15 protein-coding genes, 2 other RNA genes and 1 pseudogene are annotated in these 22,150 nt (G+C 59.1%); 9 read left to right on the top strand and 9 right to left on the bottom strand.

Annotated elements, in window-relative coordinates; genetic code table 11:
• Positions 1 to 31 precede the first annotated feature (31 nt).
• The 3 genes from J5I97_RS14855 to J5I97_RS14845 are packed head-to-tail and all read right to left on the bottom strand — an operon-like array spanning position 32 to position 2,991.
• Entirely contained in the window at positions 32 to 886 is an 855-nt protein-coding gene (locus J5I97_RS14855; RefSeq protein ID WP_208587361.1) for a BRO family protein, read from the bottom strand.
• On the bottom strand, positions 879 to 2,387 hold the full coding sequence (locus tag J5I97_RS14850) for a type I restriction-modification system subunit M (protein ID WP_208587359.1): 1,509 nt from the start codon (positions 2,385 to 2,387) through the stop codon (positions 879 to 881). The genes J5I97_RS14855 and J5I97_RS14850 overlap by 8 nt, the downstream gene beginning before the upstream one ends.
• A gap of 16 nt (positions 2,388 to 2,403) precedes the next feature.
• On the bottom strand, positions 2,404 to 2,991 hold the full coding sequence (locus J5I97_RS14845; protein ID WP_208591766.1) for a restriction endonuclease subunit S: 588 nt from the start codon (positions 2,989 to 2,991) through the stop codon (positions 2,404 to 2,406).
• A 140-nt stretch (positions 2,992 to 3,131) separates the two neighbouring features.
• On the opposite strand from J5I97_RS14845, the gene J5I97_RS14840 reads away from it, so the two are divergent.
• The 3 genes from J5I97_RS14840 to J5I97_RS14830 all read left to right on the top strand — a co-directional run bounded on the left by J5I97_RS14840 (position 3,132) and on the right by J5I97_RS14830 (position 5,230).
• On the top strand, positions 3,132 to 3,404 hold the full coding sequence (locus tag J5I97_RS14840) for an XAC0095 family protein (protein WP_208587357.1): 273 nt from the start codon (positions 3,132 to 3,134) through the stop codon (positions 3,402 to 3,404).
• Positions 3,405 to 3,472: 68 nt separating this feature from the next.
• Positions 3,473 to 3,548, top strand: a non-coding RNA gene (locus J5I97_RS14835) — sX9 sRNA.
• 422 nt (positions 3,549 to 3,970) lie between these two features.
• Positions 3,971 to 5,230, top strand: a complete 1,260-nt coding sequence (locus tag J5I97_RS14830; RefSeq protein ID WP_208587355.1) for an HAD hydrolase-like protein — start codon at positions 3,971 to 3,973, stop codon at positions 5,228 to 5,230.
• Between the two features lie 278 nt (positions 5,231 to 5,508).
• Here J5I97_RS14830 and xopAF read toward each other — a convergent pair whose 3' ends face one another.
• Both xopAF and xopAU read right to left on the bottom strand, forming a co-directional pair.
• Entirely contained in the window at positions 5,509 to 6,078 is a 570-nt protein-coding gene (xopAF, locus tag J5I97_RS14825) for a XopAF/AvrXv3 family type III secretion system effector (RefSeq protein ID WP_244241844.1), read from the bottom strand.
• A 478-nt stretch (positions 6,079 to 6,556) separates the two neighbouring features.
• Positions 6,557 to 8,101 (bottom strand): serine/threonine protein kinase, encoded by a 1,545-nt coding sequence (xopAU, locus tag J5I97_RS14820; RefSeq protein WP_208587352.1) that lies wholly within the window; start codon positions 8,099 to 8,101, stop codon positions 6,557 to 6,559.
• Positions 8,102 to 8,706: 605 nt separating this feature from the next.
• On the opposite strand from xopAU, the gene xopK reads away from it, so the two are divergent.
• Positions 8,707 to 11,271 carry a type III secretion system effector XopK gene (gene xopK, locus J5I97_RS14815; protein ID WP_279631207.1) on the top strand — a complete coding sequence of 855 codons (2,565 nt, stop codon included), beginning with the start codon at positions 8,707 to 8,709 and terminating at the stop codon, positions 11,269 to 11,271.
• Between the two features lie 63 nt (positions 11,272 to 11,334).
• On the opposite strand, the gene J5I97_RS14810 is transcribed toward xopK, so the two are convergent.
• From J5I97_RS14810 to J5I97_RS14795, 4 genes are all read right to left on the bottom strand, one after another.
• Positions 11,335 to 11,410: non-coding RNA, sX9 sRNA (locus J5I97_RS14810), on the bottom strand.
• A 62-nt stretch (positions 11,411 to 11,472) separates the two neighbouring features.
• The gene (locus J5I97_RS14805; protein WP_208587350.1) at positions 11,473 to 13,314 is read right to left on the bottom strand and encodes a glycoside hydrolase family 35 protein; all 1,842 of its coding nucleotides are present in this window, start codon (positions 13,312 to 13,314) and stop codon (positions 11,473 to 11,475) included.
• 285 nt (positions 13,315 to 13,599) lie between these two features.
• Positions 13,600 to 15,945, bottom strand: coding sequence for a GH92 family glycosyl hydrolase (locus tag J5I97_RS14800; RefSeq protein WP_208587349.1), 2,346 nt, complete (start codon positions 15,943 to 15,945; stop codon positions 13,600 to 13,602).
• A gap of 88 nt (positions 15,946 to 16,033) precedes the next feature.
• Positions 16,034 to 17,497 carry a glycoside hydrolase family 125 protein gene (locus J5I97_RS14795; RefSeq protein ID WP_208587348.1) on the bottom strand — a complete coding sequence of 488 codons (1,464 nt, stop codon included), beginning with the start codon at positions 17,495 to 17,497 and terminating at the stop codon, positions 16,034 to 16,036.
• 856 nt (positions 17,498 to 18,353) lie between these two features.
• On the opposite strand from J5I97_RS14795, the gene J5I97_RS14790 reads away from it, so the two are divergent.
• From J5I97_RS14790 to J5I97_RS20650, 5 genes and pseudogenes are all read left to right on the top strand, one after another.
• Positions 18,354 to 18,632 carry a hypothetical protein gene (locus tag J5I97_RS14790; protein WP_208587347.1) on the top strand — a complete coding sequence of 93 codons (279 nt, stop codon included), beginning with the start codon at positions 18,354 to 18,356 and terminating at the stop codon, positions 18,630 to 18,632.
• Positions 18,629 to 19,873, top strand: coding sequence for an HlyD family secretion protein (locus J5I97_RS14785; RefSeq protein ID WP_208587346.1), 1,245 nt, complete (start codon positions 18,629 to 18,631; stop codon positions 19,871 to 19,873). Before J5I97_RS14790 ends, J5I97_RS14785 begins: the two co-directional genes overlap by 4 nt.
• Positions 19,874 to 20,006: 133 nt before the next feature.
• On the top strand, positions 20,007 to 20,204 hold the full coding sequence (locus J5I97_RS14780) for a hypothetical protein (protein WP_208587345.1): 198 nt from the start codon (positions 20,007 to 20,009) through the stop codon (positions 20,202 to 20,204).
• Between the two features lie 799 nt (positions 20,205 to 21,003).
• Positions 21,004 to 21,744 carry a hypothetical protein gene (locus tag J5I97_RS20095; protein ID WP_238135547.1) on the top strand — a complete coding sequence of 247 codons (741 nt, stop codon included), beginning with the start codon at positions 21,004 to 21,006 and terminating at the stop codon, positions 21,742 to 21,744.
• A 22-nt stretch (positions 21,745 to 21,766) separates the two neighbouring features.
• Positions 21,767 to 21,909 (top strand): annotated as a pseudogene (locus tag J5I97_RS20650) (cysteine peptidase family C39 domain-containing protein); the annotation flags it as partial.
• Between the last annotated feature and the right edge of the window lie 241 nt (positions 21,910 to 22,150).

The raw sequence follows: 22,150 nt of genomic DNA, 5'->3' as shown, positions 1-22,150 counted from the left end.
TGCTTGATTTGCCGGGCGCACAGGTGGCTGTTCATTTCTTGGCCTTGTCGTTGCCCAATGCCGGCTTGGCATCCTTCTGCAGCCGCTTGATGCTGGTTTCCGGTGCAGGCAGGTTCTCCGGCAAGGTTCCGCCCAGTTCCTGGATGGTCTTGCGTACCGTCTGGCCCACCTCCAGATGCGTCCGATTGGCGGCCGTCTTGCACTGCACGTTCTCGCGGCGCAGCTTTTCTTCGGCCTGCGTGGCACGGAACAGGTTGGCCGCCAGTTCGGTGCTGCCCATGTGGTCGAGGATCGTCTGGCTTTTCTTCAGGGCCTTGCGCGCGTGGATGTCCTTTGCGCCCAGGCCGCCATACAAGCCCTTGTAGCCGTGATCCTGGAAGACGGCGTACTCCAGCGGCGTCTCCACGCCGGCCTGTTTGGCCGCCGCGGCCAGATCCTTGTTGTGCTGGCTCATCTGATCACGCAGGAACAGGCGGCGCTGGTTTTCGCTCAGGGCATCGAACTCGACGGCCTCCTCGCCCTGGATGCGTTCGTTGCCGATGCGCGCCAGCCAGCGTTTGAAGGGTTCGGCCTTGGGCGAGGGGATCGATTGAATGATGCGCAGCGCGCCTTCCAGCGTTGTGCAATTCAACAGTTGCGGCCCGCCCGCCGTGGCCACTCGCAGGGGCGTGACCAAGGTGTCCCAACTGCGGGAGAGCTCTTCATCGCGACGACGCAGGTTGCGCAGATAACTTTCCGGGCTTTCCGAATCGGTCAGTGCACTGACCAGATCGATCACCGCAAACCACCACTGATCTGCATGCCAGGTGCGTCGCACCGCTGCGCCTTCGTGAGCGGCCAATCCATCGATTGCATCGGTGGCGATGTCGGTTTTCTTCTCACTCATAGCCCAGCTCCTTCAGATATCCGGCCATCTGCTCCTCAAGCTTGGCTAGTTCGCTCTTGAGCTGCTCGCGCTCGCGGCGCACGGCCATCAGGTCGATCTCTGCTTCTTCCTCAAAGATATCCACGTAGCGCGGGATGTTGAGGTTGTAGTCGTTGCCGGCGATCTCGTCCGGACTGGCCAGGTAGGCGTATTTGTCTACGTTCTGGCGCGCTTGCACGGTGTCCAGGATGCGTTGCAAGTCGCTCTCGCGCAGCATGTTCTGGTTCTTGCCGTCCTGGTACTGGCGGCTGGCATCGATGAACAAAACTTTTTTGTCTTTCTTCTTGGTGCGGAACACCAACACCGCTGCCGGAATGCCGGTGCCGTAGAACAACTTTTCCGGCAGGCCGATCACCACGTCCAGCAGGTTTTCTTCGATCAATTTCTGCCGGATGCGGCCTTCGGCGGCGCCACGGAACAACACACCGTGCGGCACCACCACGGCCATGCGGCCGGTACGCGGTTTCATGGTGGCGATCATGTGCAGGATGAAAGCGTAGTCGCCCTTGGTGCGGGGCGGCAGGCCGCGACGGAAGCGGTCGTGCGGGTCGGTGTCGGCGCTGTCGTGGCCCCATTTTTCCAGCGAGAACGGTGGGTTGGCCACCACGATGTCAAAGTCCTTGAGGTGGTTGCCGGCCAGTAGCTTGGGGTTGCGAATGGTGTCGCCCCATTCGATACGGTGGTTGTCCTCGCCATGCAGGAACATGTTCATCTTGGCCAGCGCCCAGGTGCTGCCGATGGCCTCCTGGCCGTAGAGCGCGTACTTGCCGCTGCCGGTGCGCTCGCGGATCAGCCGGCCGCACTTGAGCAACAGCGAGCCGGAGCCGCAGGTGGGGTCGCAGATCTCGTCGCCTTGCTGCGGATCCATCAGGCGCGCCATCAACGTGGAGACCTCTGGCGGGGTATAGAACTCGCCGGCCTTTTTGCCGCTGCTGGAGGCGAAATGCTTGATCAGGTACTCGTAGGCGTTGCCGATGATGTCGAGCTGGCCGATACGGGATGGGCGCAGGTTGAGCGCGGGCTTGGCGAAGTCTTCCAGCAGATGGCGCAGCAGGTCGTTCTTCTGCTGTTCCTCGCCGAGCTTGTTGGCGTTGAAGCTGATGTCCTGGAATACGTCGCGCAGCTTGCCCAGGTTGGCGTCTTCGATGGCGTGCAGCGCGGTGTCGATGCGCTCGCCGTTGCCGGGGCGGTGGCGCTGGTCGTACAGGGTGTAGAAGTTGGCGCGGTGCGGCAGTACGAAACGCTCGTTCTTGAGCAGCTCTTCGATCAGCCCGGGCTTGTTGCCGTGTTTGGTCTTGTAGTCGTCGTAATGGTCCTGCCAGACGTCGGAGACGTATTTCAGGAACAGCATGGTCAGCACATAGTCCTTGTAGACGCTGGGGTCCACGGTGCCGCGGAAGGTGTCGCAGGCGGCCCAGACGGCGGCGTTGATGGTGTCCTGGGCGATGTCTGTCTTGTTCATGGGGGTTTCCAAAGACTTAGGCGAGCAGGCGCTCGGCGAGGATCGCCAGCTCGGTGGTGCGGTTGTCGATCAGCGCGCGCAGGATGGCTTGTTCGGCTTGCACTGCGTGGTCCAGGGCGATGGCTGCGTGTTGCAGTGGCAATGGGGGCAGGCGGACCGGGGTCATGTCCAATAGCGTGCGCCGGATGCTCAGCTGGTTGCTGCCTTCGGCCGATTGGCGCAGGTAGCGTTGTGCCGGTGCCTGATTGAGTTGCCAGGCCAGGAAGGCGGGCAGCAGCCGCTGCGGTGTTTTTACCCGGATCACGTAGATGTGCGGCGAGCAGAGCGTGCGCGGCGGCGGTGCCTCCACCAGCGCGGCGAAGGTATGGGCGCCGCGGGCGATGAAAAGGATGTCCTGATCTTGCAGCCAGTCTGGTTTTTTGCGGCGTTCGATCTCGGTGGTCAGCAGGGCGTCGTACGTGCGCAGGCCGGTACGGGCAAGGTCGCGGATCTGGACGACCCGCACGCTGCCGCCGTCAACCTCGGTAATCGAGCCGCGAAATGGGTAGCCCATCCGGATGGCTGCAACGTGGCCAAGTTGTGCCTGTTCTGCATCATTTTCCATGATGCGCACAGTAGTCGGCAGTGCGGATGTTGTCAATAAAAAAGACAGCATGACGCTTGATGCAATAATTCGTGTTAACGTGATACCTGCCGCAAGTACGATTGAATTCGTTGTAGTTTCAGTACAGAAGGAGCAGGCACATGAAGGATTGTTCCGTTGGTGGCGATGGCGTGCCGGGCTATTACCTGCCCGACCAAGCCCAGCACCGCCTGCAAAAGCTATGCGAGCACATGCGCTTTTTGGCACGCATGGCTCAGCCGCGTACACGCGCAGAAGAACAAGCGCCGCAGCCGGCGATTCGCATGGACGAGTTAGCGATCTGCTTGGAGTTGCTGGCAGACCAGGTGCATCTGGTGCTGGACGAGGTGAGTTGGCCGGCGACCTTGCATGCGCATGTTTCTGATCAGCTTTGAGGCTTGGAGCGGCTAATAAAACGACTGCGCTCACCGCCAGGCGGGCGCGACCGGTGCCCGGAATCGGCATGTACCACGCGTACACTGCGGTTCCTGCGCGCCGTCCGCACCCACCTGACGACTGCTCGCTACGTTTTGTTAGCCGCTCTTAGGCCAATTGTCTGAAGTGGCGTTGCATGGTGTCGAAGCAGTCTCTAGCGCATTAATGCGTCGCGAGCCGGTTTTGCAAGAGGTTAGGCAATAAGCGTTCGAGCGGGGGATCGGGCCGGCTGTGTGCTGACGAGCGTTAGCCTGTTGTCAGCAACTCCACAGCGCAGCGTTGCGCAAGGACGTGTCACGCAGCACTGTACTGGCCGATATATTTCTTGCAATGTAAAAATGGCTGATTTTCTTCGCCACTCGCATTGATCATCAAACGGTCATCATGGTGAAGTATTGCCGGTGCCACGGCAGGCAATATCGGTCATGTCGCAAATCAGGACGTCATTTTGCGCTTGGTGTGCAATCGAGTCATGCCAACTTGGTTTAAATCTATATCATTAACTCAATGACTATTGGAGGATCAAGTGAAGTCTGTAAGCTTGAGAAAAAGTGATGTTGCGCAATGCTCAACTGCCAATGCAGTCACTCAACAGCCCCTGCTTCCTATAGGCAAGCATGGCGCGGCGCTGCCCGTTGATGCGCCGCGCCAGGAGTTACGGGCACTTAAGAGCGCGCCGCCCAAGTCGAAAGACAAGGCAAAGCAACGGGAAGGTGGGGAAGATGCGGCGACGTCCCCCCAGCAGAGAGGGCCGACATTGGCGCAGCGGAGAATGCAGGAGCGTGATGCCGCTCGCAGGAGCAACCCTGAGCCTGCTGCAGAGATAAAGCAGCTGGCGGTGCTGGACTGGGACGATTGCGTTCGCGATGAGAAAGGAATGACTTACCAGCTCCTGCATAATGCGTTAGCGATCACTGCCAGAGAATCCGAAGCGTCGCCATTAGGCCGGGCAGTAGCGCAATTGCACAAGCGTATGCAAAGCGGGCAGCCTGCAACCGACAACGACCCGTTGCTGATGAGGACCCAGGAGGATTTCACCAAGCATCTGATGGTCAGGCACCATATTTTCAGCCCAAAAATCGCCAGAGACTTCGTCGATAAGATGCTGCCTGAGCTGGGCAAGGAAGAAGCGGCTTCTCTAGCCGAATGCATTCACAAAAATTTCAAGGAGCAATATTATAGAGCGATAGGTAAGGGTGAACCGATTGAGAGCAACGCAGTTCCGTTTCCTCACTGCGAGCCCAAGCTATTGCCTGGCGCCAGAGAGTTATTAGAGAAAATTCGTACTCCCGACTCATGCGCTGCTGTCATCAGCAACCGCGATCAAGATGATTTGGCAGACGAAGTAAAACATATGAATATGCTGCGCTACTTCGACGTGATATCTGGCTCAACGCGACGAGAGAAAATGCCTGAAGATCTGCAGAAACGCATTGTTCCGGCACTGCGAGGCGGCGATCATGAGGTGGTTCGTCGCACGCTCATTGAAGCGCGATGCTATGCCCATCCTGATTCTGATTCGAAATCGACAGGGCGTATGCACATAAAGCCGGATCCCGCCCGGCTGAATCGGGTTTTGGAACAGCTGCAGGTAGGCAAGGAAGTACCGATTATTTCCTACGGCGACCAGATCTCCGATGTGAAGCAGATGGCGGGATTGGCGAAGGAAGGTTGGAAAGTCAAGGGCGTGATCATCAATTCGCAAAACCCCGACGTCGGGAAAGAGATCGATGTGGACGGAATTCCAACGACCGTGATCGACAGTATGGAGAAGATCGACTTGTAAATGACGTCAGAGCATCGGTGGAGATTTTTGATGCGATGACTCAAGCGTCAAGTGCGAGCCAGATACCGCTGGCGGTATTGCCTTACGAATCTGATCGCGCTCGAGAAGAACTTGAAAGCCCGCCAATTGGCGGGCTTTCTCCTGCGGTCCATTGCGTCGATGGAGGTTGCATGGCGCAAAGTCGCGGCTGAACCCTTCAACGAGGTTAGCCACTCTCGATCAGCCTGTGCTTGGCTCTGCCCGGTGGAGATTGGTCCAGCGTGTCGCAACGACGATACTTAATCAGCTATGAGCTGGGTGATGAAGTGCACCGAGTGATCGTCACGGATGACGGCGCCAAGCGGTGTATCCCCGGGGCGGTTGTCGCAGGTTTGGTCTAGTTCTATACGCACCTGCTTTCTGTCGAACAGCTGACGCAATGCCTCCGCCGTGTCTGACGAAGATGTGTTATTCGGCAAGCCGCCGTGCATGGCAACCCGCAGTGTCAGCCCCTCCTGCCTGGTCTTGTCCACATAGCGTTGGATGGACTTCAGGACTTCGGCCGGTACCAGATCCTGTTGAGCAAACGGATAGACATGAAACACGCGTGCCTTGGCCCCTTTAGTGCGCCTCCCACTCATCGGGTCGATGCGTTCGGCCGCACATGCAACGGCAATACATGCGCCCATGCCATCGGTCATCACAGGCATATTGGGCCGGCTGGTCCCAGTGCTATAGAGATGGGTGGTATGCGCGTCGTTTGGCTCGGTGTAGTTGAAACCTGCCACTTTGACAGTTGTCGAATTTTCGATCTTGAACGCATGGCCGTGCGCTGCATCGGCGTCGTCAACCTCGATAAAAGGAAACACCGACGTGCTTCGGTCCTTGATGGCACGGCGCGGATGGGAGCGTACTGACTGATAGGATTCGACAGACACCATGGCAAGTGTGTCGTCGCCGTTCGGCAGGCGATGATGCGAAATTTTGTGCTGCCGGTTGCTTAATCCTTCAAATGCACCATGATTGAACGATGCGGGTGACTGGTCCGGAGAACTCGGCGCTGGCGAGTGACTTGGAAACGTGTTGTAGCTAGAACTATACCCGCCGCCGTGCGTGGCTAGCGGTGCTCGAAAAACATGTACCCATGACGATCCTCGTTGAACATTGCACATCCAAAACGATACTGCCGCGCCTGCCGAGATGCGCAAAGAAGCCAGAAGTTCTGTGCATCATCACGAAAGACCTGTGCATCCCGGACGGGTTGGTGGTCAGCACCCGCTACGCACCGCTCACCACGCACCGCTCACCACCAACGCATCTCATCCCATGGCGCATGACACGCTCTGATCAAGTCAATTTTTTATAGGTTGCATGGACATGATTCCGTAGCGGAGTCGTCGGGTCATTGATAAACGGGTCCAGCAGCAAATCTTCCGCCCTGGCACGACCATTCGCATCCATGGAAATCATGCGATTGAGAAAGCGGATGACTTCTCCTTTGCTTTTGGATGGCAGATTTTCTTTCAACGCGTCCATGAACGGGAATTTCTCTTCCGACGTTTCATTGAAAATCCCGATATAGCCCATCTGGTAATCGGGATTTTTCAAAAAATACACGAGGAGCTGGGCCACGCTGTAGACATCCCGCGCATGGCTCGCTGGTGAAGACATATCGATATATCCTGGCGTGCCGGCACGAGGGGCGTCTCCCTCCTCTCCACCCAGCCCCATATCGATCAGCCGGAACATTTTTCCGGGTTCGTCGTACATGACGTTGTTGTGCGAAATGTCCTGGTGCACGATTCCCATGTCTTCACAGCATGAGACAGCGATCAGAACATCGGCCATCAGTTGCCGTCCCACGGCGAGATAGTCTGACGCAGTGATCCTCCCTTGCTCCAATGCCGGGCCTGCGCGAGCAATAATGTTGCCGACAGTGATTCCTTTGATTTTTTCCAGAAGTATTCCGAATACATTATCGATCTGCACTAGACCGTACGCGCGCATGACCCGAGACCCCGCATCCAGCGACACGGTCATCTGATATTCCTTGTATATCTTGGATTTTTCCAACGAGACCAGTTCCTTTGGATTCGATATATCCCGCAGGTGCGAGGTATACAAGTCGCATGGAATCGGCTTTCGGGGATCCGAGCACAACATTGCTTTGAAGACGAAGTCCCGCCCGCAATTTTCTCCAGCACGCCAGAAATCTTCAGCCAGCCGGACAGCATAGGCCGACCCGGAAGCGCCACTGCCGATCGGCCGCATGCCCTGAAGGGTTCGAGGATCGCTGTCGTGGGCTTCCTCCAACCGCACAGGGAGGAAGCCGTTCTCGATTTCCAGCGCACCAGGTTTCATTGTCGACAGTCTTTCGATCACTTCTGGACGCTGAGAATTGGCGGCCAGAGACCTTACTGTGCGAAGACTGAGCACGACGTCCTGTTGAACGTAACGCAGGTCCCGCGTCCGCTGCCTTTCGTTTCGCAAGATGTCTGAAGCATGCGACAGATCCGACGGCGGAGAGTGAGACCCCGGTGTGGGTGGATCGAGCAGGGACGCCAGCGTCGGGAAACCTGGGTACCCGGTCGGCCTGCCGCTGAATCCGGAGCCCGGTGTCGTTGGCGCGCTGCTGCTGTTGGGAAACGAGCGCGAAATGAAGCGGTTCAAGCGCCCATTAGTGGTTGGAACACAGATATGCAAGCTCGGGTCTTCGTTGGAGGACTCTGCGGTTTTGCGGAGTCTTTTTTTCAGCAGGTTGAGCGGGTGATCCTGGGCGCGTTCGGCGACGTGCTGGTGCTCAGGCACCCGATCCATTGAGGTCTGGGCCTGATCGGCCTGCGCTTGCATGCCGAGTCGAAAAGCTTGGGACGTGTCGGAGATCTTTTTCATGCAGAGAGACCTGAGAGTGGTTAACAAAAGGTGGCGAGCGCTCGTCCGGCGAGAGTGGTCAGCGGCCGGGGTCAACGCGCATGCGTGATACCAATCGCTGCCGATGTGTGTTGAAGCGTAAGCCACGTTTGACTCTGGCAGGCAGTGCATCCAGTACCACTGTGCGAAGTCGTGCAAGTGTCGGCGAAACGTCGTGCAGGTAGCGACCGCGTTCCCTGCAGCGATGTCAGCGATGAAAAGGCCGACTTGGCAGGCACGCAGCTAATGCGCGGACGATTGGCCCAGCGCTTCAACAAGCGGCTGCGCAGCGACCGGGCGGGTGCTCGGAATTGACATGTATAGCAGTCATATACTGCGGCCTTGCCGCAGAGTGCGTATCTATCTGGCAACTGCTCGCTATTCCTTATTTGGAAACTCTTAATAAAATTTAAATTACTGGTAATTAACTGGGCTTACCTGAATATGATCGGCATGCTTTATTCGAAATGAATGATTTTTAATTTAAGCCCGATTGTTCGTTCCAAGACGGGCGCATTCGCAGTTGCATTGAGCCCTGCGGATGGGAAGCGCAATATTTCCCGCACCTTTATTATTCCGAATTGGTTATGCGCATCGAGCAGCACGCACGCAGTTCTGCCACCCCGTTCAAGTCATCTACCTCCGAGGCGCCTGTCTCGACAAAAGATATGCCGGTCGCCGATGGCTGGCCCATGGGTTTGGAAAAATTAAAGAGAAAGCCGCTTCAAAGAAAGCCCGGCTCCGACCACGCATCCAAGCGGCAGACCGGCGAAAATGTCATGGCCGAAATCCAGGAAGTCGAGGCAGCTTACGATGCTTTCGTCGTCGCCAAGTATCTTGCCGATCCATTGCATGGCACTGCAGACAAGACAGCCGAACTGATCGCTGAAGTACCCACGCCGGGCGAACCGGAACATTCCCCGGAGGCCGAGCAACCTGCCTATCCGAACGAGCACACGCCTGCCCACCATATGGCGGTGCCGGCACATCATCAGGCTCAGCCAACTGCGCAGCCGGGGCATCCCCAGGATCTGCATCTGATCGAGCCTGCGCCGCACGCGAGCATCCTGCACACTCTGGCTGAAGAAGGTGCGCCGCCAGGCGCTGCCGATCTGGCAATGAGTTTGAGTATCAGTGGTGCGATGTTGCCGCTATCGGGCCTTGCGATCTACGCCGCCTATAAGGAAACCCGCGAGGTGGCCGAACAACGCGGTGCCTTGCGGCAGCGCGAACTTTGGTTACGGTCGGAAAAGAAGTCGGTGCAATCTGCGCTGGCGAGCGGTCCGCTCGCACATGCAGCGGGTGCTCAGATCCATGCCTTGAGCGAGGCGATCGATACGGTCGCTTATCAACGACAGCGCAATGCACGCGATGGCGCCATTGCGGCGACCTCGATGGCGTCCGCCAGCGTGATCTTCACCAAAGCCGCCAGCGAGCTCGGCATCCAGGGCGGGTTGGCAATCGGCGGCAAGAGCGCAAATGCGGTTGGCTTGATCGCCCACAGTACTGCTGCAGCAGGCGCTGCGTCTGCGGCCGGTATTGCCGGCACATTCGTATTGGCTCCGGTGGCAAGCGTCGCGGCCACCGCACTGGGCGGTACCTTTCTGCACCAGTCGCGCAAAGAGAAAGCGCGCGTCGTGGCCGATGCGGCGCGCGTCGAACACTTTTTGCAACAGCTGGAGCCAGGCGATCTCAGCCCAGGCGCACAATGCTACCAGCACTTTTTGAGCACCAAGCTGAGCCAGCGCAGCGGCTTCGCTGGCAGCTTCAACAGCTGGAACAAGGGCTTTGTCGTCGGCGGCGCTACCTATACGGCGAGTACCTTGACCAAAGCCGGCGTCGGCACCGCCGTGTTGCTTGGTGCAGCCAGCGTGACCGGGCCGGTGGGCACTGGATTGGTTGTCGGTGCGGGGCTGCTGGGCGCGGTCACGATGGGTGTTGGCAGCCATCAATTCTTGCTGGCGCACAGCAAGCAGAAACGCTATCGCAACTACGACAGCGCGGATTTGCCCAACGTAGACCGCGCATTGCTTAGCGTTGCCGACCTGCTGCCCCCTACCGCGGCGAGCGTTGCGGCGGCACAGGAAGAGTCGAACCTGCATGGCACACCGCGCCTCAGTCACAGTGCCCAGGAAACAGCGTCGGACACAGGCGTAACCAGCGGCGCTGGCGGTCAGCCGGCGTCTGACGATGTCATGCCCGACTCAACCGAAGACGCGGTGGCTGCCCAATCGGTAGCGGCGAACCAGGCATCGCCTGCAGCCAACGACGCGTCAGCCGCTGCGGAGCCGGCCGCGGCCGTTCCCCAGCATGGATTCGAACTGCGCAGCGCGCTGTACGCCTGTATCGACGGTCAGGAAAAAGCGCGGGAAGTTCTCTTGCAGAGCTGCGCCGAGGACATGAAAAAACACTATCGTGCCGTGCCTCGCTCTACCGACCAGAGCACGGCAGTTGGTCAACCTGCTCAACAGGCCTCGTTCAAGAAGCGGGCCAAGGCAGCGCTTTTTGCAGGGGCGACCTATGGGCGCGCCGTGCTGAGCGGCAAACCCCGTGTCGCCGGCGAGAAAGCCGCGCGAAGCTACGCAAAACATACCGATACGTTGACCGAAACGGCACTGAGCCAGTGGCTGCAAACGCCCGGCTCGATCAAGCCGCAGATCGCTTACATGCAATGTTGCCTTGAGTTACAAAAGAAATATCTCCACTCCAAACTGGGCGCGCGGCTGGAACTGCCGGCGGTGGATGCTGCTAGTGGTCCGACCCACGACACAGAGGCCACCAACACCACGGCCGAGCACGCACAGGCACGGCTGAGCACGCAATTGCGTGAAGCGCGTGAGCGCAATGAATTCCAGCTGCGATCTGTCAACCTGATGTTGGAAGAGTTGGGCATGGCAGAGGAAGAGCTGGGCAGTTCGGATGCGAGAAAAAACGAGCGTGCAAAAAACAGGATGCAAGGGCTGCAACAGCGACTGATCCGTGTGTTGACCGCCAATGCCATCGTGCCGCAGCCGGGCAGCGCGGGCTTCGCGCATTTCTGCATGAAACAGGCTCGCCAGCACACCACGGATGTGCGCGGCACGTTGCTGGCAACCGAAATGCAGGCAGCACGCATCCGCGAAGGTTCCAGTAGGGGCGCAACGTCCTTGTAGAGCGCAACTGCCGTTAGAGTTTGGGCCGGTGGAATGCACACGTGTGCCGCAGTGCCTTAGATTGGTTAACAAAACGTAGTGAGCAGTCGCCAGGCGGGTGCGGATGGCGCGGAGGAACCGCAGTGTAGGATTGGTACATGCCAATTCCGAGTACCGGCCGCGCCCGCCTGGCGGTAAGTGCAGTCGTTTTGTTAGCGACTCTTACTCCTTCGGCGCGATCCACACTTGCTGGTTCAGACCGCGCACGCTGGGCTTGGGGGTGCTGTCCAGGTCGAACACCACCACGGCGTTGTCGCCCTTGCGCTGGAACGGGGCGGGGAAGTACAGCGCACGCTGCGGGCCGATGCTCCAGTGGCGGCCGAGGTTGACGCCGTTGGCCCAGGTCACGCCCTTGCCGAACGCGCGCATGTCCAGGTAGGTGTCGGCCGGGATGCCGATGCGCAGGGTGCCGCGGTGGAAGGCCGGGCCTTGGACGCTGTTGCTGGTCCAGCCACGCAGGCTGCCGGTAGAGCGCATCGGGAGCGGGAAGGCCTGCCAACCGGTGAGTTGCTGGTTGTCCAACAGTACCGGGTCGACCAGGCCGGCGCGGCCATCGGCCATGCGCGGGCCGTAGTTGATGCGGCCGCTGTTTTCGACCAGCACCTCGAGCGTGTGTTGGCCGGCCGGAATATCCACGTGGGTGGAGACTTGCTGCAGCCGACGTTCGACGCTACCCACCGGGTTTTTGTCGAGATACACGCGCCCGACATCGCGCACTTCGCCCAGATAAAGTGTGCCCTTGCGCGGGCCGGTGACGGTGGTGCGGTAGAGGATGTAGCCGTAATCCTGGCCGAAGTGCTCCATCGGTTGCGGGGTGTCGATGGCGATCGGCGCGGGCAGGTTGTCCCATAGCGACGCGGATTCGCGCAACGGTATTTCCGGCAGGGCGACCGTGGCGATCGGCATCGGCAACGCGGGCGGTTGCACGCCGGTGACGCGGGTGATGGCGTCGCGCATCAGTGCGAATTTCGGGGTGGGATGACCGGCTTCGTCGAGGATGGCGTCGTAGTCGTAGCTGGTGGTCTGCGGTGCGTAATGGTCGCCGGGATTACCCTGGAAATTGGCGCCATTCATGAAGCCGAAACTGGTGCCGCCGATGAACATGTAGAGGTTGGCGGAGTGGCCCTGGCGCAGGATCCACTCCAGTTCTTCGGTCTGTTGCCTGGCATCGGTGCTGGCGTGCGGCTTGCCCCAGTGGTCGAACCAGCCGGCCCAGTATTCGCCGGCCATGCGCGGTTGATCGGGGCGGAACTTGATCAGTTTGTCGAATGCGCTCTTGGCTTCGCCTGGCGCAAAATTCACCACCGCCAAGGTATCTGGCAAGGTGCCGTTGGCGAGCATGTCGGCGCCATCGGAAGTGAACAGCAGCGCGTCGTCGAAGCCGGCTTCGACGTACATGGCGCGGTTGTCGGCCATGTAGGCGTGGTCGTCGTCGTAGGAGCCGTATTCGTTCTCGACCTGTACGGCGATGATCGGCCCGCCGTTGTGGTTGAGCAGCGGATGCACCTGCCTGGCCACCGCATCCAGATACGTCTGGCTGGCAGCGAGAAAGCGCGGGTCGCGGCTGCGGACGCGGATGTTGTCCTTGCCGAACAACCATGCGGGGTAGCCGCCGGCTTCCCACTCGGCGCACGTGTACGGGCCGGGCCGCAGGATCACGTTGAGGCCTTGCGCGGCGGCTTCGCGCACGAACGCGGCGATGTCGTTGTTGGCGGTGAAATCGAAGCGACCTTGTTGTGGTTCGACCAGATTCCAGAACACGTAGGTCTCCACGGTGTTCAAGCCGAGTGCGCGTGCCTTCTGCAGGCGGTCCTTCCAGTACTGGCGCGGAATACGCTGGAAATGGATGGCGCCGGAGATGATCTGGTACGGCTTGCCATCGCGCACGAACTGCGTGCCTTGCGTGCCGAAGCTTGGCCAGCTCTCGGCGGCGGCAGACGCAGCGGTGACAGGAAGCGCGAACGCGAGGGCCACAACGAGGGGGCGAAGGGTGGTGCGCAACATGGGCGATTCTCGGCGGTGACGAGTGACGAGTGACGAGTGACGAGTGACGAGTGACGAGTGACGAGTGACGAGTGACGAGTCAGAAGTGGAACTGGAACTGGATTTATGCGCGTCGAAGCAATGTCCTTGTCGGCGCATAGGCTGTGCACACGCGCTCAGCCCTCGGCATGCAAAACAATGTGCAGCGCGCTGCGGCGACGGGCGATGGACGTTGCAAGCGCGAACAGCGGGTCGGAAGGTACGCGTCCATTCCTCGCAATATGGGTCCTGCGCCATACGCATGCATCAACTGAACGACGGTGGCAGGTCCTCTCTGTTCGCACCGAAGGCCAGGTTCGGCGTCGCGCCCATGCTGAATTCCAGCGTGCCGCCAGCTGCCAGATCTGAATGCCGCATCCAGCTGCGGTTGATCGGTTTGCCGTTCCACTTCAGCGATTGCACATACACATTCTGCGCGCTGCTGTCGTTGGCAACGATGCGCAGCGTGCGGCCGTTGCCGACATCCAGCTCGGCACGTTTGAATAGCGGGCTGCCGAGGATGTAGTTGCCGCTGACCGGGTCCACCGCGTACAGCCCCAGCGCACTGAGCACGAACCAGGCGCTCATCTGCCCGCAATCTTCATTGCCGGACAAACCGTTGCGCGCGTCGTGGTACTGCTCGCGCAGCAAGCGGCGCACCATCGCCTGGGTCTTGTACGGCTGCCCGGCGTAGGCGAACAGATAGGCCACGTGATGGCTGGGCTCGTTGCCGTGCGCGTACTGGCCGACCAGGCCATCGATATCCGGTGGCGCATCGGTGGGCAGCTCGGAACTGGTGGAAAACAGTTCGTCGAGCTTGGCGACGAAGCCATCGCGGCCGCCGTATAGATCCATGTAGCCGTACAGATCGTGCTGGTTGAGGAAGGTGGCCTGCCAGGCGTTGGATTCGGTGAAATCGCGCCATTGGGTGAGGTGGCCCATGCCGCGCGGGTCGAACGGTTTCGCCCAGCTGCCGTCTTCCAGACGCGGCTGCACGAAGCCGCTGTCGCGATTGAACACGTTGCGGTAATTGCGCGAGCGCTCGCGCAATGTGCGTGCATCATCAGTGGCGCCAGCGGCTTGCGCCAGATGCGCGCAGGCCCAGTCGTCGTAGGCGTATTCCAGCGTGCGGCTGACCGCTTCGTCCACCTGGTCGGCGGGGATGTAACCGAGCTTGCGGTAGTACGCCAGGCCGTGGGTGGTGTCGTCCATCGCGCGCTTGCGGTAGGCCGGCCATGCAGCTTTGTAGTCGATGCCGGTGAAGCCCTTGGCATGCGCTTCGGCCAATACCACCGCCGAGTGGTAGCCGATCATGCAGCCGGTTTCCACACCCTGCAGCGGCCAGATGCCCACGCCGTCCGGGCATTCGTTGGCGCCACGCACCAGGCATTGCACCAGGTCCGGTACGCGCTCGGGCTGCACCAGCGTGAGCAGCGGATGCGCGGCGCGGTAGGTGTCCCACAGCGAATAGGTGCTGTAGTTGCGATAGCCCTTGGGTGCGGTGTGGATTTGCAGATCCATGCCGCGATAGCGGCCGTCCACGTCGCTGAAGAGCGTTGGCGCGAGCAGGCTGTGATACAGGCCGGTGTAGAAGATGCGGCGCTGCGCGTCGTCATCGCTGTCGATGCGCACGCGTGCGAGTTCTTTTTCCCATGTGGCCACGGCTTGCGCGTGCACGCGCGCAAAGTCGAAGTCGGGTAGTTCCGCATCCAGATTGGCCAGCGCGTTGTCGGCGCTGACGGCGGAGATGCCGACCTTGATCAGCAGTGGTGCATCGGATGCGTCGGGGTAATGCAGTGCGGCCTTGAGATGGGTGCCGTCGATGCTGGGTGTGCCTGCCGCAACTGGTTGGTCTTCGTTGTACAGCTGCACGTGTTTGAATGGCCGCGACAGGCGCATGGCGAAGTAGATGTAGCGCCCCTGCGCCCATTGGTAGACGCGACGACCGCCGGTGAGCGTGCGCTCGTCCACCACGCGCAGTTGTGCGTCGGTGATGCGGGTGGGAATGCCGGGTTTGTCCTGCATGCCGTGGCACAGGTCCAGCAGCACGTGCGCCGGTTTGCCCTTGGGAAAGTGGTAGCGATGCAGGCCCGCGCGCGCGGTGGCGGTGAGTTCGGCATGCACGCCGCTGTCCTTGAGCCGCACGCGGTAGTAACCGGGTGAGCCGGCTTCATCGCTGTGGTCAAAGCGCGAGCGGTAGCCGGTGTCCGGTGCGTCGAGTGCGCCGGGTACCAGCTTCACCTCGCCGGTGGCGGGCACCAGCAGGAAATCCAGCATGTCGCCGATGCCGGTGCCGGACAGGTGCGTGTGCGAGAAGCCCATGATCGAGCCGTCGCAGGCGTGGTAGCCAGAGCATGCATCCCACACTGCGTTGTGAGTGTCCGGGCTCAGCTGCACCATGCCGAATGGCAGTGTTGCGCCCGGGAACGTGTGGCCGTGGCCACCGGTGCCGATGAAGACATCGACGTGGCGGGTGAGGTCGGCGCGGGTGCGCGCATCGGCCGGGAGTGCGTAGTTGCCTGCGCGTGCGCGGGCAAGTCCTGTTGCTGGAGCACCGCTACCCAAAAGTGCCGCTGCGATGGCGCCTTGGAGAAAACCGCGTCGTGTTGCCATGGTGTGTGCTCTCGGAAATCATGGGCCGATGCAGCGCCCTCATCCGCCCTTGGGGCACCTTTTCCCGCATGCGGGAGAAGGACAGGAATCAGGCGCTGCGCAGTAGCTGGGGTTTGCGTTGGTGCAGGTCGATGATCAGTTCGCCGAACAAGCTGTTGGCCCAGGCGAACCAGTCGCGGGTGAAGGTGCTCGGGTTGTCCTTATGGAAGGACTCATGCATGAAGCCGGTGCCGGCATGCGTGGTTTTCAGCCATTGCAGGCATTGGCGCAGTTGTGCCTCGTCGTCGCTGACCAGCGCGTATTGGATGATCGACATCGGCCAGATCGTGCCCATGCCGCTGTGCGGGCTGCCGACGCCTTCGGCCGCAGTGCCGCGCGAGAAATACGGGTTGCGTTCGCTCCAGGCCAGTTGACGGGTGCGCAGGAACACCGGGTCGGCGCGATCGCAACAGCCCAGATAGGCCAGGCTGAGCAGGCCGGGGGCGTTGGCGTCGTCGATAAACAACTGGTTGCCATAACCGTCCACTTCGAATGCCCAATACGCTTGCCCATCGGCATCGCGTTGCTGGCCGAACGTGCGCGTGGCCGCTTCCACCTCGTCGGCCAGCGCGGTGCAGCCGGCGGCCAAGTCGGTATCGCGATGCAGCTGCGTGCTCATCGTCGCCAGCTGACGCAGCGATGTCACCGCGAACAGATTGGCCGGCACCAATAACGGATACACGCAGGCATCGTCGGACGGGCGGAACATCGAGTGGATCATGCCGTTGGGCCTGGTCGGCTGGCCATAGCCTTCCAGCACCAGCGTTTCGGTGGCCAGCGGCGAGGGGCGTTGGAACGCGTATGGGCCGCGATGGTCCTTGCGCTGCTGCTCGCGGAAGGTTTTGACCACCACATGCATGGCCGCGCGCCAGTCGTCGTCGAACGGTGCGCTGTCGCCGGTGGCGCGCCAGTATGCGTGCGCGATGCGGATGGGATAACACAGCGAATCCACTTCCCACTTGCGCTCGCCTACGCCGGGTTTCATTTCGGTGATGTCGTTGAGCGACCACTTCAGGCGCTGGGTCTGGCCATCGGGCAGGAAGGCGTTGGCGTACGGGTCGAGCCGGATGCAGGCCGCCTGGCGCTGGATCAGGCCATGGAACATGCGCCGCAACGCGGGGTCGCGCCTGGCCAGCGGCAGGTATGCATGCACCTGCGCGGAGGAATCGCGCAGCCACATCGCATGGATGTCGCCGGTGATGACGAAGGTGTCCGGCTTGCCGTTGCGGGTGCCGGTTTCCACCGTGGTGTCGAGCGTGTTGGGGTAGCAGTTCTCGAACAGCCAGGCCAGCTCCGGCGCGGCAATGTGCGCTTTGATCTGCGCGATCTGCTGCTCGACCGCCTTGCTGACGAACCGGCGCTGCGCCTTGGGCGGGCGCTTGCTGACGAACGCGCCGCCGGCCGTGGAGGCACCGGCGACGGGCGTGGCGGCGAAGGCGGGCAGCGCACCGGCCAGCAAGCTGGCGCCCGCGCTGGCGCCGAGCAACTGAAGGATGTCGCGGCGGGTATGCATGACCTGGAGCTCCTTGGATGCGGCACGAGGCCTGCACAGCGGCGCGCTTCAGCGGCCGCGCGACCAGACGGCTGATGATGAGACCTATGCATGACCAATTCCCGATGACCATACAACGTGTGCGCCGAATGTGCATAGTGCGCCCGCACAATTCGGCGCCGTATGTCCGTATGTCCGTATGTCCGAGGGGCGCGTGTCGCGACGGGTGCCGGTGGCATCGACACGGACCACCGTCGGAGTAGGTGCAAGGTGCCCGTGTCGATCGGCCTGCCAAGCACGCGGAGCACCGGGTGCGCGGTCGGTGACACCTTCCAACCCACGATGCGCCGCGCGTCTGCGTCGATCATCAAGGCCGCCTACACGAATCAGGTCTATGTCGAGACATACCTGAAGTCGCCCACCGCACATTCGGCGAGGACGCAAAAACAGGTGCCAAAGAAATTATTTACAAACTTGGATATTCTAAAGCAGCGCATGATATCTGGGTGCCACGACTGCATAAGTTAATCAGATTCGATGCTCGAAATATATTTTTGAAGAAAATGTATCCTGGATAATCGTGGCTGGACCCGCTTACATATTAAATAAGATTGCACGTCAACAAACGATTGCGCCGGCAAATACTCAAAATTATTAATCTACCAAAGCCGTAGCTGCTTGGTCCGTCAAAAACTTCGAGGCCGCCGATAGTCACTGGAATTACTAATAGATAATAAAATTAAAAAAGGAACAAGCGGGACGATTTTTAGTGTTTGACACCCGCGTATTCGCCAATTATTATTAATTTCGAAAGTAGCATATGCTTGTGCGCTAGGATGCTCTAGCCTCTATATCGGCGGTTTCAAAGGATGGTCACATGCTTCAATCTCTCCCCACAATAGTGCTTGGCGGCCTTGTCCTGACCATGCCGATCATCGGCATCGTCCGGCTTCGTGGTGGCCGGTTCAATTGGGCGACGTTGGTTGCCATCTTCACCGCGATGACGCGCGCACGCTGCATCCAGGCAGCCGCCTGGCGACCGGAGCAGCCGTTGCCGTTGCTCTGGGCGGCGTTGATCGGCCCATGCACGCTGTTGGCGATGCCGCACTGCGCATGCCACACGGCCCGCCGCAGCGGTCAAGGCAATGCGGCATGACCCTGTTCCGCGAGGAAGTGCTGCAAACACGCGGCAACAGCTGGCTTGGCGCCATCTCCTTGGCGCAGCCCGTGCGGGCATGGGTAGTTGCCAGCGCTGCCGGGGTCGTGGCGGCAGCGGTCGTGGTCTTCTTGTGCATGGGCACCTATGCCCACCGCTCTACGGTGACCGGTCAACTGGTGCCGATCAAGGGCTTGGCCACGGTGATGGCGCCGGCCACCGGCGTCGTGAGCCTGCTGGATGTCAGCGAAGGACAACGGGTCAAGGCCGGGCAAATGCTCGGCGTGGTGACGGTTCCACGCGTGACCTTGGGCAGCGGCGACACCGAGGCGGCACTGCGACACCAGTTGCGTCAGCGCGGCGAAGGCTTGAAATCGTCCGAACAATCACAGTTGCAGCAATTGGATGCGCAAGAGCAGGGCTTGCGTGCGCAGTTGGCCAATCTGCGCCAGGAACTGGTGCAGGTGGACGCCGAAGTCGCCACCCGTCGCAACCAGATCACGCTTGCCAACGAGGTGTTGCAACGCTGGCGCCAATTGCAGGATGAAAAATACGTCAGCGTGTTGCAAATCAAGCAGCAGGAATCCAGCGCGTTGGAATACACCAGCCAGATGCAGGCGTTGCAGCGGCAGGCCACAGAGATGCGACGCAGCGCGGCGCAGATCGAACAGCAATTGCATGTCTTGCCTGGGCAGCGCGGGGGCGTGCAGGCCGACTATCGACGGGACGTGGCGGCGGTGGAACAGGAGCAGGTGCAGACTCAGGTCAATGGCGCCTTGGTGGTGACGTCGCCCGTGGCAGGCGTGGTGGCCACACAGATGGCAAAACCTGGGCAAGCGATCCAGCTCGGGCAGCCCCTGCTGAGTGTGGTGCCGGGCGATGGACGCCTGGAAGCCGAATTACTGGTCCCCAGCCGGGCAATCGGCTTTATCGCCCCGGGGGATTCGGTGTTGCTGCGCTATCAAGCATTTCCGTATCAGAAGTTTGGTCATCAGCAAGGCCGCCTGAGCAGGGTCAGCCGCAGCGCCCTGAGTTCCAGTGAACTGGGGGCGTTGATCGGCAATGCCCAGCAAGGCGAGCCGTATTACCGCGTCACCGTTGCGCTGGCGCGGCAAAGTGTCATGGCATACGGCAAGCCCGAGATGCTCAAGCCGGGGATGTTGTTGCAAGCCGACATCATCGGCGAGCGAAGAAGGCTGATCGAATGGGTGTTCGAACCCTTGTTCTCGCTTGGGAAATAATGGATTTCGATGAGTCGGCGGCGCTATGTCGTGTAATTAATGATTTCAGGAGATATTTGTGAGTGAGATCGCCAGATAATGTACTGGCACCTACGGTGCAAGGCATGCACCATCATAATTGGAGAAGTAAAAAATGCGCGAAATGACAGATCAGGAGATCATGGAAGTGAATGGCGGCAGCCCTGCATCCCAGTTCAATGGTTATGCGGATTTACTCATTGCAGGAGGCTCGCTTGCTGTAGGTACAGGCGTACTGGTTGGTGCTGGAGCATTTGCGCTCAGCCTGGGAGGAAGCATGAAGCTAGCGCTTGTTCTTACTAATTCTATTTGATAGTTATGATGTCCCCGAGTATTCTCGGGGACATCATGCTGGGAATAAAAATGAACGCAATTTATAAGAAGATTCTCGCATGCACGCTAGCCATGGTTTCATTTGTGTTGTTTGCCATTTCTTTCGCGGTGCATGAACCATGGCCATCTCCACTGATTGGATGGCTGACCGGAACTTTCTTTTACGCTCTTGGAATAATGTCAATCTATAATTACATTCTTGGCTCTCACAAGGGGCATGTCGTATATTTGAGGATGTTGTTTGTTTACCTTCTCTTGTCGACCGTCTTTCTAATCCGCTCTTGTGGGGCTTTTCTTGGGCTTGGATACTGGATTGCTGGCGCATTGATTGTCTTTACTCTCTGGCTAGTTGTTCGGCCGTATCAGTCAAAGATAAAGGCGGAGAAAGCGGAAGGAATAAGGCGAGACTATTTTTAGGGAGGTGAATGTTGAGTTATGCAATTTTATGAGCTGCAAGTAGAGCGCAGAATTAAAAATGACCGTGATTCTATGGGAATAGCCCGGATATAGTTATTTGTTCCCCGGCGCAGGGTATGCGTCATATTGATTGTGAGAGGTGATTTATGCGTGAATTGAATTTTGAAGAAATCAACGCTGTTGCTGGTGGATTTGAGGTTGGCTGTTCGACCAGCACGACGACGACCACAAACCATGATGGCAGTACAAGCACAACCACGACGAAGGAGTGCCACGTTAAGGCCTAATTTGTAATTTCTCATGAGGCTTCGATCTAGCATCGAAGCCTCATTTTTATTTAAATTTCACCGGGAATTTCGAGGATGATGCGTTCCGCAATGAAGGTTGTTGCATTTTTTTCTATTTTTATTTTCTATGGAAGCGCTTATGCCGGCTGGAGTCGAATTTCTCCAGATCTTATAGAGTTACGGGGCGATATTGACCCGAATTCGGACGTCGAATATTTCAAGGTTGCAGCTGGCGGCTATTCAAGGATAGTCGTTCATAGCGGAGGGGGATTTCCTTTTGTTGCGCTCAAAATCGCCGAAGACATCGTCCGGCGGCGTCCGATTGAAGTGAAAGTTGATGGAATATGTCTCTCGGCCTGTGCCAGTTATATTGCGATGGCGGCCTCGTCGTTGACTGTCGATTGTGGGGCGGTTCTTGGTTGGCATGGCACGTTGCCGACTGGGAAGGAAGGAGAGGCTATTTTGGTGGCGGGAGGAGGCCCCAGGGTTTTGGCGGCGAAGTATCGTGATTGGTTGGAGAAATTTCATGCCGAGGAGAGGGATTTTTACATTCGTGCCGGCGTAAAATATAAAATACTGGAACATGCAGATCGGCAGGTAAAAAAGAATTCCGGAAAAATGGATGAGTACAAATTCGATGAAAAAACCGCGGAGTATACCTATACAACCACCCCGTCTGTATGGGTTCCTCAGCGTGCTACACTGGAAAAATATGGAGTTAATGGGCAGCAGTATTGTCAGAAATATACGGATGAGATGGTTCGGGATGCTATGAAGAAGTTTGGGATGAGGCCAATGTTCGTATTGGAGAAGTAAGACTTTTCCTAGGAATGCATTGATGGATGTCTGCTTGCAGAGCGAAGCCTCCGAATGTGGTTTGGCCTCATTGGCGATGGTGGCTAGCGCCTATGACATTCACATCACCCTGCAGAAAATACGCAGGCGCTTTCCCCTATCGTTGAAAGGTAGGAAGCTCTGAACAACTCTTGCACGGACTTCCAATCGATACCTGAGGCAATCTCCATCACGCGTAAGTGCTTGATTTTTAGCAAGGGTGGCCTTTGCGATCAACCGGAATTACACGTTCGCTCGCTGGCCCGTGAGTTGTTCAGGGGTTCTCTAAGTCACCTGATCCAGATTGCCCAGCAACTCGGCTTTGCTATTCGCCCACTTCGGCTGGAGATGGAGCACCTGCGTCATTGCGAATCAGATCTAAATCCAC

The organism is Xanthomonas fragariae (assembly GCF_017603965.1).
Classification (GTDB): domain Bacteria; phylum Pseudomonadota; class Gammaproteobacteria; order Xanthomonadales; family Xanthomonadaceae; genus Xanthomonas; species Xanthomonas fragariae_A.
Note: the sequence above shows the minus strand (reverse complement) of the source record. Positions and strands in the feature narration are given on the sequence as shown.